Source organism: Lactobacillus xylocopicola (genome assembly GCF_033096005.1).
Taxonomy (GTDB): Bacteria; Bacillota; Bacilli; order Lactobacillales; family Lactobacillaceae; genus Lactobacillus; species Lactobacillus xylocopicola.
This window is the reverse complement of record NZ_AP026803.1, coordinates 960,476-972,226: the sequence shown is the minus strand read 5'-3', so window position 1 is coordinate 972,226 and position 11,751 is coordinate 960,476. Positions and strand designations below refer to the sequence as shown.

At 43.4% G+C, this 11,751-nt stretch carries 11 protein-coding genes; 8 read left to right on the top strand and 3 right to left on the bottom strand.

What is annotated here, in order from left to right; genetic code table 11:
* The first annotated feature begins 2 nt into the window (after positions 1-2).
* Complete coding sequence (ftsY, locus tag R8389_RS04855; RefSeq protein ID WP_317636919.1) at positions 3-1,205, top strand: signal recognition particle-docking protein FtsY; 1,203 nt, start codon at positions 3-5, stop codon at positions 1,203-1,205.
* Between the two features lie 24 nt (positions 1,206-1,229).
* Entirely contained in the window at positions 1,230-2,654 is a 1,425-nt protein-coding gene (locus R8389_RS04850) for a C69 family dipeptidase (RefSeq protein WP_317636918.1), read from the top strand.
* Between the two features lie 160 nt (positions 2,655-2,814).
* Here R8389_RS04850 and R8389_RS04845 read toward each other — a convergent pair whose 3' ends face one another.
* Entirely contained in the window at positions 2,815-3,432 is a 618-nt protein-coding gene (locus R8389_RS04845) for a response regulator transcription factor (protein ID WP_317636917.1), read from the bottom strand.
* Positions 3,410-4,492 (bottom strand): sensor histidine kinase, encoded by a 1,083-nt coding sequence (locus R8389_RS04840; protein ID WP_317636916.1) that lies wholly within the window; start codon positions 4,490-4,492, stop codon positions 3,410-3,412. The genes R8389_RS04845 and R8389_RS04840 overlap by 23 nt, the downstream gene beginning before the upstream one ends.
* Before the next feature lie 111 nt (positions 4,493-4,603).
* On the opposite strand from R8389_RS04840, the gene R8389_RS04835 reads away from it, so the two are divergent.
* From R8389_RS04835 to R8389_RS04825, 3 genes are read left to right on the top strand one after another with little or no spacing between them, the layout of a single operon-like run.
* Positions 4,604-5,542, top strand: a complete 939-nt coding sequence (locus R8389_RS04835; protein WP_317636915.1) for an ABC transporter ATP-binding protein — start codon at positions 4,604-4,606, stop codon at positions 5,540-5,542.
* The gene (locus tag R8389_RS04830; protein ID WP_317636914.1) at positions 5,539-6,660 is read left to right on the top strand and encodes an ABC transporter permease; all 1,122 of its coding nucleotides are present in this window, start codon (positions 5,539-5,541) and stop codon (positions 6,658-6,660) included. The genes R8389_RS04835 and R8389_RS04830 overlap by 4 nt, the downstream gene beginning before the upstream one ends.
* The gene (locus R8389_RS04825) at positions 6,647-7,819 is read left to right on the top strand and encodes an ABC transporter permease (RefSeq protein ID WP_317636913.1); all 1,173 of its coding nucleotides are present in this window, start codon (positions 6,647-6,649) and stop codon (positions 7,817-7,819) included. Before R8389_RS04830 ends, R8389_RS04825 begins: the two co-directional genes overlap by 14 nt.
* Before the next feature lie 80 nt (positions 7,820-7,899).
* On the opposite strand, the gene R8389_RS04820 is transcribed toward R8389_RS04825, so the two are convergent.
* Complete coding sequence (locus R8389_RS04820) at positions 7,900-9,324, bottom strand: APC family permease (RefSeq protein ID WP_317636912.1); 1,425 nt, start codon at positions 9,322-9,324, stop codon at positions 7,900-7,902.
* A gap of 281 nt (positions 9,325-9,605) precedes the next feature.
* Between R8389_RS04820 and ylxM the strand changes: the two genes are divergently transcribed.
* The 3 genes from ylxM (at position 9,606) to rpsP (ending at position 11,745) form a co-directional block, all read left to right on the top strand.
* A complete protein-coding gene (ylxM, locus tag R8389_RS04815) occupies positions 9,606-9,947 on the top strand; it encodes a YlxM family DNA-binding protein (protein ID WP_317636911.1) in 342 nt (113 codons plus the stop codon).
* Positions 9,948-9,950: 3 nt separating this feature from the next.
* Positions 9,951-11,378 (top strand): signal recognition particle protein, encoded by a 1,428-nt coding sequence (gene ffh / locus R8389_RS04810; RefSeq protein ID WP_317636910.1) that lies wholly within the window; start codon positions 9,951-9,953, stop codon positions 11,376-11,378.
* A gap of 94 nt (positions 11,379-11,472) precedes the next feature.
* Positions 11,473-11,745 (top strand): 30S ribosomal protein S16, encoded by a 273-nt coding sequence (gene rpsP, locus R8389_RS04805; RefSeq protein WP_317636909.1) that lies wholly within the window; start codon positions 11,473-11,475, stop codon positions 11,743-11,745.
* Positions 11,746-11,751 lie beyond the last annotated feature (6 nt).

The window sequence follows — 11,751 nt, the reverse complement described above, 5'->3', positions numbered from 1 at the left end:
AAGTGGGCTTATTTGATAAAATTAAAAAGTCGCTGTTTGGCGAAGAAGAGGCTAAACCCGACGAAGAAAAACAAGCAAAAGAGGCCAAGGAGCTCGAAGCTGGCCCAGCAGAAAAAGCTGAGGAATCGCCTGAAACAATCCGGGCAGAACAGCCCGATCAAGAACTGACTGATGAAGAAGAACCGTCTGCCGCCGCTGAACCAGTTGCTGGGCATGCAGCAGATGAAGAGCAAGCAGAGGCGATTAATGACCCCGTCCCAGCAGAGTCACTTAGCCAGGAAGAATTGTATGAGAAAGGCCTGGAAAAGACTAATAAGGGCTTTGGGGCTCGACTCAACCAATTCTTTGCCCAGTTCCGTACGGTCGATGAGGACTTTTTCGATAATCTGGAAGAGCTCCTAATCGAATCTGACGTGGGTTATGAAACTGCCACAGACTTGACCACGGAGCTACGGAACGAAGCGAAGTTGCAAAACGCTAAGTCGCGTGATGACTTGAAAAAAGTGATCGTTGAAAAACTGGTTGAACTATATGATAAAAATGGCGATACAGACAATGAACACTTGCGAGTCCATCAGGACGGTAAGACTAACATTTATCTCTTTGTTGGCGTCAATGGAGCCGGTAAGACTACCACGGTTGGTAAGTTGGCCAAACGCTTTAGGGATGAAGGCAAATCAGTCCTGCTAGCTGCTGCTGATACCTTCAGAGCAGGTGCGGTGGAGCAGTTGGTTGAATGGGGCAAGCGCGTAGATGTCCCAGTGGTGACCGGTAAGGATCAGGCTGATCCCGCCTCGGTGGTCTTTGATGCGACTACTAAGGCTTTGCACGATCAAGTCGATTACCTGCTAATCGATACAGCCGGTCGCCTGCAGAATAAGAAGAACTTGATGGGTGAACTAGAAAAGATTGAGCGTACCATCAAAAAGCAAGCACCAGCTGAACCGACAGAAACCCTGTTGGTCTTAGATGGTTCAACTGGTCAGAACGCATTGCTTCAAGCCAAGGATTTTGATAAGACGACTAAGTTGACCGGATTAGTTCTAACTAAACTTGATGGCTCGTCTAAAGGTGGGGTGGTCCTAGCCATCAGGAACGAAATGAAGTTGCCCGTAAAGTTAGTTGGACTAGGAGAAAAGTCCAGTGATCTAGCTGACTTTGACGCCGCTAGTTATGCTGTGGGTCTTTTCCATGATCTAGTTTAAACAGATAAAAAGGAGTTTACATTAATGAAAGAATATAGCGCATGTACAACCATTTTAGTTGGTAAAAAAGCTTCAGTTGACGGCTCAACAATGATTGCCCGCAACGATGATACTTTCCGTCCGATTACCCCGCAGAAGTTCGTGATTGAACCTGCAGTCAAGGGCAAGCAGGGCCGGCAGATTAAGTCATGGCTCAACGAATTTAGGATGGACCTACCAGAGGACGCTCAAGCGGTTCCGGCTGTTCCTAATGTTGACTACAAGCATCGGGGCTACTACGATGAGAGTGGGATTAACCAGGAGAATGTGGCCATGTCCTGTACCGAATCAACCTACGGCAATGAACGTGCTCTGGCCTTTGATCCCTTGGTTAAGGACGGTTTGGACGAGGATTGCATGCAGACAGTGGTTCTACCATATATCCATTCGGCGCGGGGCGGCGTAGAATATCTCGGTCAGTTGATTAAAAAATACGGCTCGCCTGCGGGTAACTCGGTTCTTTTTGGAGATAAAGATGAGATTTGGTACATGGAAATTGTTACCGGTCACCACTGGGTAGCCCAACGCATTCCCGATGATGCCTATGCCGTTGCTGCCAACCGCGTTTCAATTGAGCAGGTGGACTTTGACGATCCCACTAACTTTATGTGGAGTGAGGGAATTCAGAATTTCGTGACGGAGCACCACTTAAACGTTGACCATGAAGGCTGGAACTTCCGTCATATTTTTGGTACTTACAGTCAGCAGGACCGCTACTATAATACTAACCGGGTTTGGTACGGCCAAAAGTACTTTAATCCTGAAGTAGAGCAAGATCCAACTGATGGTGACCTGCCCTTTATCCGCCGGGCTGCTAAGAAGATTACCCGGGAAGATATTGAATTCGTTCTGGGTAGTCATTACCAAAATACACCTTACGATCCTTTTGGTAAGGGCACGGAAGAGGAGAAGCACCGTTTCCGTCCAATCGGCTTGAACCGGACTCAGAATGCTCATATTTTGCAAATCAGAAATGATGTACCAAATGACCGAGCCGGAGTTATGTGGCTCTGTATTGGTGGGCCGACCTTTACGCCCTTCGTGCCGTTCTTTAGTAATATGAGCGACACGGATCCATCCTATAATAACACTTCAATGGACTATAATATGAATGATGCGTGGTGGTACTATAAATCACTTGCGGCACTGGTTGAAAGTCACTATCCGCAGTTCGTTCAACTAGATACGGTTTACTTGAATGAGCTCAACCAGTACTACCGCCGCCGCGTTGAGGATGTGCTTGCTGGTGCACAGGGCAAGGCTGGGGCTGCGCTCACGGCCTACTTGACTAAGGCCAACCAAGAGACTGTCGCATACACGCGCAAGCGGTCCGAAAAACTCTGGGCACAAATGATGATTGACTCCATCAACATGTCCAAGTTGACTTTTAATATGGATGCTAATTTGTAATTAAAGGTTATTAGTATTATTTGGCAGTAAATTTAAAAACGTTTTCTCGCGATTTTGTTGAGGAAACGTTTTTTTAGAGTAGTAACTGTTTAAAAATATCATCTAACCAATTCACTACTAATGGCAATTAGCCTTTAACTCAATCAATGATTGAGTTTTTTTAATGCTTAAAATGGCGGTAGTAAAATATCGCAAGTTGCGTGCGGTCGCGGAGGGCTAACTTGTCTAACAATTGGCTAATGTAGTTACGGATGGTGCCTTCACTTAACAATAATTGTTTAGCAATTTCTTTATTATTAAGTCCCTGGGCGATTAAGGTCAGAATATCTTTTTCACGTTGCGTTAGGTCTACTTCAGCTTCAAGTTGGGTGTAGCTACTTTGCAATTTCTCCATAATTTCGGGGCTAAAAACGGTTTGATTAGCAGCTGCTGTTCGAATTGCGGGAACAATCGCAGCTAGATTTTGCTTAATTAAGTAACCTTTGACCCCGAGCTGTATCGATTTTGCGAGGTATTCGTCATCGCTAAAAGTTGTCAACAATAGTATTTTGGCGGCGGGATCGGCCAGCAGAATTTGTTGGGCCGCGGCTAGGCCCGACGATTTACCCAGGCGAATATCAAGGAGAATGACGTCGGGGTGATATTGCTGATAGTAGTCCACGGCAGCACTTGCTTGGTGGGCGCAGGCTACCACTTCCAAATCAGCTTCAGCCGCAATGATTGTGGTTAGTGCTTGAGTAACCAGATGATCGTCATCAACTAAGACTATTTTTAACATTTTCTTCCTTTCTGGGTAGAATTAAAGTGATGCTAAAACCCTTGTTACCCTGATACAAATGAAGTTGGCCTCCAACTTCCTCGGCTCTTTGCTGCATACTTGCTAACCCCATCCCCCGTGAAAACGAGCCTTTGCTTGTTCCATTGTCAGCAATTTGCACTTGGTAAAAAGCTGGTAGGGTTTGAAATTTAAGCGTGACCAGACTGGCGTTAGAATGTTTAAGCACATTGGTAAAGGCTTCTTTGACCGTCATCACGATAATTTGGTTTTGCTTAAAAGAGGTTTCATCAAATGGGTGGCCTGCGATTTGAAGCGTGCAAAAAGTAAAGTCAGCGATAATTGGTTTGAGAGCCTGGCTCAAAGTTAAGGCTTTTGCTTGAATGCCGTGGACACTATTTCTGATACTATCCATGGCGCGATTAACGGTGGTGTTAAGCTCAGTTAACGGCTTGGTAAGTTTTGCATCCTGATTCAGTAGTGTCACCGCTCCGAGTTGGATAATGCTACTAGACAAGAGATGACCAACATTGTCGTGAATATCACGAGCAATTCGGTTGCGCTCATTAGCTAGTTGGAGCATTAATTTTGTTTGTTCGTTAGTCTCAAGGTCAAGTTTTTGTTGTTGGAGTGTAAGGAGCTGTTCAAAACTATCGTCTTGGAGCTGGCGTTTTTCTTGTTGGGCCCGGTCAAGTTCACGGTCTTCGTAAGCAAAATAACAGGCGAGCAGGCAAGCCAAGAGAACTAATAGTTTTAACCAGTTAAGCTGAATCAGCAGCGGAATAACTAGCAAAAGCAACTTGTGCGACTTTGTCTGTAAAAGTGTTACGCGGACAATGACTGGAAAAAAATAGATAAAGCTGGGATCAAAAAGAGCTAGACCTGCCAGTAAAAGGGTCATGAGGAGGTTTCCGGCCGGCATCCAGAAACTGAGATTAAGGCTAATAATGCTAATTAACACGACTCGAATCATTAGCGGGTCAAATCTCTGACTGCACATTAAGACGATTCCGCCAGCAGTTAAAAAGCTGATTTCTAAATAAAAATGGTTTGTTAATTTCATAATTGAATCCGTTTCATGACATTTGTCACCTATTTTTAGCCCAAAGTCACTGGGCAACTTAGGAACAAGTTTATATAGTAGAAGATATCAGATTAAGGTGAGGAGTTCAAAATGATTATTGATGTTCAGAATTTAGTCAAACGCTATCGCGAGTTGACGGCACTTAATCACGTCGATTTGCAAGTTCAAAAAGGTGACATTCTTGGCTTGTTAGGACCAAATGGTAGTGGCAAATCAACGATGATTAACTGTATTTTAGCACTACTTAGTTATGATCGGGGTGAAATCAAAGTTTTCGATCAAGCGATGAAGGCAGATAGCTACGCAATTAAAGAGCGCATTGGGATTGTTCCCCAGGACCTGGCGTTTTTTAAAGAGCTCACGGTACAGGAAAACATTAGTTACTATTGCGGTTTATATCTTAAAGATCGGGCGCAGGTAGCAAAGAATGTGGATCAGACGATTGAATTAGTTGGCTTGCAGGACTTTACTAAATTTTATCCCAAGCAGCTTAGTGGGGGCTTAGCCCGGCGCCTTAATATTGCTTGCGGAATTGCTCATCAGCCTGAATTGATTTTTCTAGATGAACCGACAGTTGCCGTAGACCCGCAAAGTCGCAATCGAATTTTGGAGAGCATTAAAGAATTGAACCGAAATGGGGCGACCGTCGTTTACACAACTCACTACATGGAAGAAGTTGAGTTTTTGTGTAACCAAATTGTGATTTTGGACCATGGTTCAGTCATTGCTAAGGGTTCTGCTGCTGAACTTAAGGCGATGGTCAAAGCTAATGAACAGATTGTCATAACAGTTCCTTTGCTTACTAAAGCAGAAGAAGCTACTTTGTTAAGCATGCCAGCGGTTCAGGAACTTAATTACGGTGATCAAACTTTAGCAATTACTAGTACCGACTTGCAACAAACGATGCTGCCGGTCCTTGAATATTTGCAACAAAATAAAATTGTCTATGCCGATCTTCATACTAAAGAAGTGACATTAAACGATGTCTTCTTAACAATCACCGGTCGGGAACTGAGGGATGAAGCATGATGAGACACTTAATTTATTACCGGGTTAAAGTTCTGCTGGGTAACCGAAACTTGCTTTTTTGGACCCTGATTTTTCCTTTGATTATGGGATTTTTCTTTAAACTGGTCTTCAGTAATTTAGACCAAATGCAGTTGTTAGACAAGAGCACGCCAGTTGCCGTGGTGGGAAATGACCGAGAATTGCGGCGCGGCTTAACTGAAGTGAAAAATAAAAACAAGCCAGTTTTTAAGGTGAGCCACTTGAGCCTGGCAGCTGCGCAAAAGAAGTTAGCAGCAGGAGAATTGGCCGGCTATTATGATACAAATGCTCAGCCAATTAAATTAGTGATTGCCGAGAACGGTGCCGATCAAAGCATTTTAAAAGAAATTTTAAGCCGCTATGAGCAAAATGGCGCCTTGTTTACGGAATTGGCAAAATCGGGCAAGGTGAATTTAGCTAGTTTAAAAGTGACCGATAAGCACTACACCGTTAATCAGGTCCAAGGTCGTAATTTTAGCATCATGAGTTTTTATTTCTTTACTTTAATTGCGATGACAATCGGTTATGGCCTACAATTTGGCCTGCGTAATGCCGAGGACGAACAGGCCGATCAATCAGAAAATGGTATTCGCCTTGCTTTAACGCCGGTTCCTAAAATGATGGTGGTCATCAGCAACTTAATTGCAGCGTTAATTGTCTTCTATGCGATCGTCTTGATTGTGCTAGCGGTTTTCCATTGGGGATATCAAATTGACTTTGGCAACCGGTGGGAGCTGATTCTCCTGGTTTGCTTAATGGGGAGCATTTTGCAAATTTGTTTAGGTAAGCTAACCGGTAATTTAATGAGTAAGCGCAGCTATTCACAAAAAATCGGATTTTCTACTCTAATCATTTCATTGTTGTCTTTACTTGCCGGGATGATGGGGACCCAAGAAATCAAATACTGGATCGACCTTAATTTGCCCCTTTTAGGCAAGCTAAATGTGATTAATCTAATCAGCGATAGTATCTATCAATTGTTCTTTTACCAGTCACTATCGACTTTTTATCAGAATTTAGCTTGGCTTTTAGGACTGACAGTCCTGTTTATTTTACTGGATTACCGATTTGAAAGGCGGGTGCAATATGACAGTTTATAAGACGATTTTAAAAATATTACTCAAAAATATCGGCGAACTTATCTTGGCTTTGGGAGTTACGATGGTGATGCTGTTGATTTTTACCTTTCAACAAAAGAGTTCTGCCAGTCAAGCGGCCAAAGTTGCGGTAATTACAACTAAATCAAGTAAGCTCACTAAGTCCTTAACCGAATATTTAAGCCACCAGCAAAAAGTTGTCAATATCAAAGACCAGAGTCAAAAAGGAATTGATGATGCGCTATTTTTTCAAACTGCGGATTACATTTTGTACTTGCCGGCAGATTTTGAAGCGCAAATAAAGTCAGGTCGCAAGCCTGCACTCAAAACACAAGTTCGTCCTGGTACTTATAGCAAGGAGTTGGTCGACAGTAACGTTGATCAATATTTAAATACTTTGCGGCTGTACCAAACAAAATTGCCCAATTTAAAATGGGATCAACTTTTAACTAAGACGAGCCACACTCTAAGCAAGCAAGGAAAGGTTAAACTTGATGAATCTTATGAAAGGCGAGAAAAACAAAGCGGTGCAGCAACTATTTACAATCTAGTTGCTTATGGAATTTTCATTATTATCTTTGGAGCCTTTAGTACGGTGAATTTAGTCTTTAATCGCCAGGAAATTAAAGTACGCAACCAGTGTTCACCGCTTAAGCCGCGCGCATTATCCACGCAGATTAATCGAGGCTTGTCGACCTATCTGATGGCGACGAGTACGCTTTTCTTGTTTCTGATTTTCATTTCTGCGGGGCTAAATCCGAATAAAGTGACCTTGCTATTTATGCTTAATTCTTTGCTCTTTATCCTTTCAATTGTCACTCTTTCGAGCTTAATTACTAGTTTATTTAAAAACGTACAAGCTTTAAATGGATTTGAAAACATTTACGGTTTAGGCAGTTGTTTTTTAGGCGGAGTCTTTGTTTCTAGCAGTTTGCTGCCCAGTTTCGTTAATAAAATTGCTTGCTTTACGCCAGTTTATTGGTTTACGAAAAACAACAATTTAATTGGTAACACCGTAAATTTCAATGCCAAGTTTTACCAAGCATTTGGTCAGTCCATGCTAATTGTTGTTGGTTTTACAATCGCCTTTTGGACGCTGCAAGTCTTGAGCGAGCAAATTAACCTCACTAACCACTGGAATTGGACTAAGGCAGCCGGTTAAATACTCAATTTGTGTCTAAGATAAATAAGTAAAAGAAAAGCTCTAGCTTCTTACTTTAAGTATAGAAGTTAGAGCTTTAACTATTGGTCATTAAGTGCAGAGTGCTGAATGCCATACAAGTAATAAATCAGTAATCCGATAATCGTCCAGATTCCCATGTATTTTTTTGCTTGACTGTCTAGACCCCAAAAGACGGCAAATGAACCTAAGAAGGCTAGGGCTGGCAGAAGGGGGTAGAATGGCATCTTGAAAGCTGGATCAGCGATGTCGCGCCCCTCCCGTGGTCTTAACCGGTAAATGCCCATTGATACAAACATGAAGGCAATCAGGGTACCAGCGGAAACCAACTGGGTTAAAAATGAAAAGGGGATAAAGGCCGAAATAACGATGGCGATGATTGCTACCGTCCACAAGGAATTTGCAGGTCGGTGGACTTGGTTTAACTTGCCTAATGTGCGAGGTACCATGCCATCGCGGCCAAAGGAGTAGACTAGCCGTGAACTGGCTAAGCAGAGGCCAATGAGTGCAGTAAACATCCCTAAAATGGCGACAGCTTGTACGACTAAAGCGATAGTTCCGTGCCCGGTCTGTCTTAATGCATAGCCTACTGGCTCGGCCGAGTTGAGATATTGTTGGTATGGTACCATACCAACGAGTACTAGACTGACAGCAACAAAGAGGACAACAGCAATGAGTAGTGAGCCAATAATACCCCGAGGCATGGTCTTTTGGGGATTGACTGCCTCAGCCGAGTTAGAGGCAATAGTATCAAAACCCAAAAAAGAAATATAGATCATGGAAACACCGGCATAGATGCCTTGCCAACCACCAAAGGGACCATGACTGGTGAAGCGGTATGAAGGGATGAAGGGGGTGAAATTGGCCCGTTTAACCGCAGTTAGACCAACCACGACAAAGAGCAGGATGGCCAATACCTTGACCACCACCAAAATATTTTCGACCCGGGAAGCTTTAGACACGCCAAAGCTCACTAGTACTGCAGCAATTACAATTGCAATTAAGGCAACGAGATCCAGGAGACCACCATTGACTCCTAATGGGTTGGACAGCCAAGCTGGTAATCTCAACCCAAAAGGAGCAATTAGGGCCCGCAAATTTGCGGAAAGGCCGGAACTAATAAAGGCCATTCCAATTAGATATTCGGCCAACAGTGCCCAACCAGATATCCAGCCCCAAAATTCGCCGAAAATGACGTTAATCCAGGAGTAAACGGAGCCGGCAAAAGGCATTGCTGCGGCCATCTCGGCATATGCAAAGGCAACTAGACCAGCAACCAAGGAGGCGACCACACAGGAAATTGCTACGGCTGGTCCCGTGTGTAGAGCGGCCACTTCACCGGGCAGAGTAAAGATTGAAGTTGATACAATAGTTCCAACTCCAAGCGCTAGAAAGTCCCGTACTTTTAGTGTCCGAACGAGGTGTCCGTCCTTTTTTTGGTATCTGCCGGGATCCTCTTTCCGATTCATTGTTTTCCATAAACTCACGATGTTTCTCCTTAAATTGGTTAATTTATCTAGAGATAAGATCTCTTCACAGCACAGCCTGCTAGCACTTGTCCAACTTAAAAAGGGTACTTAGGTCAAAATGCTTAGGTACCCTAAAATCAATTAGACGAATTGAATAACTTATTTCTATGGTTATTATAATCAATTTCTTGATAAAAACAAATATCATATACAAGTATCTTAATGTTAAATTTGTCAATAAGTGCTTTCCCAATCGTCAACTGACTGCATTTTTGCTATACTGGTTCAAGGTGAAAGTTATGAACGAACTCGAAAAAAATGAGGCCCTGGGTGACCTCTACGCATACTATGGCAAGCTCTTAACGCAGAGCCAGCAGGATTATTTTGAAGATTACTACTATAATGATCTTTCCTTAGGTGAAATAGCGGACAACCATGGTGTTTCTCGCCAAGCAATCTATGACAACCTGCGCCGTTGTCGGAAGTTATTGGCCAATTATGAAGCAAAGCTGCATCTAAAAAGGGAATTCGGTGTGATTGAAGCAGAACTAACCGATATTGCCAATTCGCTAAGGCAGGACGAGCCAGACCAGGCAATGCACCAAATTGATGAATTATTAAGTAGAATGAGGGGAGAATAAGCCATGGCTTTTGAGAATTTAAGTGAAAGAATTCAAAAGGCACTGAAGAATTTAACCGGTAAGGGTAAGATCTCGGCAGAAGATATCAACACGGCCAGCCGAGAAATTAGGTTGGCATTGCTTGAAGCCGACGTTAACTTTAAAGTGGTCAAGGATTTTATTAAGAAGATCAAAGAAGAGGCCCTAGGCAAGGAAGTACAGGAAAGTCTGAATCCAGGTCAACAGGTCATCAAGATAGTTAATGATGAATTAACTAAGATGATGGGAACTAGCAGCACCACCTTGACCAAGTCTAAACATATTCCAACGATTATTATGATGGTTGGGTTACAAGGTACCGGTAAGACAACGACGGTTGGTAAGCTAGCCAACCAGTTGATTAAACAGGAAAAGGCTCGTCCGTTGCTCATTGCTGGGGATATTTACCGGCCGGCTGCCATTGAACAACTTCAGCAGATAGGGACGGAGCTGCAGGTACCCGTTTATAGTGAACAAGACCAAAAGAACGTTGCCCAAATTGTTGAAAACGGACTTAAGCAAGCTGACCAAAACAAGAATGACTATGTAATTATCGATACTGCTGGTCGGCTTGAAATTGATGAACCGTTAATGGCAGAGCTGGAACAAGTCAAGGCTGTAGCTAAACCTGACAACATTTTGTTGGTTGTCGACGCAATGACTGGTCAAGCAGCCACTGATGTAGCGCAAGGCTTTGATAGTCGGTTGGATATTACCGGGATTATTTTAACCAAACTCGATGGTGATACTCGGGGCGGAGCTGCGCTGTCAATTAGAGCTGTCACAGGGAAGCCAATCATCTATACTGGTCAGGGCGAAAAGCTCAGCGACTTGGAACAATTCTATCCAGACCGGATGGCATCGCGAATTTTGGGTATGGGCGACATGCTGACGCTAATTGAGAAGGCTCAGCAGGACTACGATGCTAAGAAGGCTGAAGCGGTTGCAACGAAAATGAAGGAAAATACCTTCGATTTTAATGACTTCATCGACCAGCTGGAACAGGTTGAGAAGATGGGACCACTTGACCAGATTATGAAGATGATTCCTGGCATGGCTGACAACCCGCAGCTCAAAAACGCCAATTTTGATAAAAAGCAAATCACCTACGTTAAGGCCATTGTTTCCTCGATGACCGAGCAGGAACGTGAGGACCCAGAATTACTAAATCCGAGCCGGCGACGTAGAATTGCAGCCGGTTCAGGCCGGCCCATCGTGGAAGTTAACCGGATGATCAAGCAGTTTAAGCAGGCCCGGGACATGATGAGCAAGATCACTAAGGGCAACCTTAAGGGGATGGACCAGTTGCCAGGCATGGATTCGCCGATGGCCAAGATGGCAATGCGCCACATGGGTAAGAAGTTTAAGAAAAATAAAAAGAAAAGGATGAAAGTCAAGCGTTTCCGTTCTTAAAGTAGAGCTAATTTCAGCTGTTAAGTAAAAACACTTTACACCTAAAATAAAAGATGCTATATTAATATTCGTAACTTTGAGGAGGAAACTAAATATGTCAGTAAAAATTCGGATGCGCCGGATGGGTGCCAAGAGAAAACCATTCTACAGAATCGTTGTTGCGGACTCAAGAATGCCTCGTGATGGTCGTTTTGTTGAAGAAGTTGGTTACTACAACCCAATTTCAGAGCCAAAAGAATTGAAGCTTGAAGAAGACAAGATTTTGGAATGGTTGAAGAAGGGTGCACAACCTTCAGATACTGTGCGGTCACTTCTTTCGGGTGCCGGCTTAATGAAGAAGCTGCATGAATCAAAATTCACCAAGTAGTGAACA

What these genes read in the sequence shown, in the direction of transcription:
- ffh (WP_317636910.1), top strand. Translation starts at nt 9,951, where the DNA reads ATGGCTTTTGAGAATTTAAGTGAAAGAATTCAAAAGGCACTGAAGAAT.
- rpsP (WP_317636909.1), top strand. Translation starts at nt 11,473, where the DNA reads ATGTCAGTAAAAATTCGGATGCGCCGGATGGGTGCCAAGAGAAAACCA.
- R8389_RS04825 (WP_317636913.1), top strand. Translation starts at nt 6,647, where the DNA reads ATGACAGTTTATAAGACGATTTTAAAAATATTACTCAAAAATATCGGC.
- ylxM (WP_317636911.1), top strand. Translation starts at nt 9,606, where the DNA reads ATGAACGAACTCGAAAAAAATGAGGCCCTGGGTGACCTCTACGCATAC.
- R8389_RS04850 (WP_317636918.1), top strand. Translation starts at nt 1,230, where the DNA reads ATGAAAGAATATAGCGCATGTACAACCATTTTAGTTGGTAAAAAAGCT.
- R8389_RS04840 (WP_317636916.1), bottom strand. Translation starts at nt 4,492, where the DNA reads ATGAAATTAACAAACCATTTTTATTTAGAAATCAGCTTTTTAACTGCT.
- R8389_RS04830 (WP_317636914.1), top strand. Translation starts at nt 5,539, where the DNA reads ATGATGAGACACTTAATTTATTACCGGGTTAAAGTTCTGCTGGGTAAC.
- R8389_RS04845 (WP_317636917.1), bottom strand. Translation starts at nt 3,432, where the DNA reads ATGTTAAAAATAGTCTTAGTTGATGACGATCATCTGGTTACTCAAGCA.
- R8389_RS04835 (WP_317636915.1), top strand. Translation starts at nt 4,604, where the DNA reads ATGATTATTGATGTTCAGAATTTAGTCAAACGCTATCGCGAGTTGACG.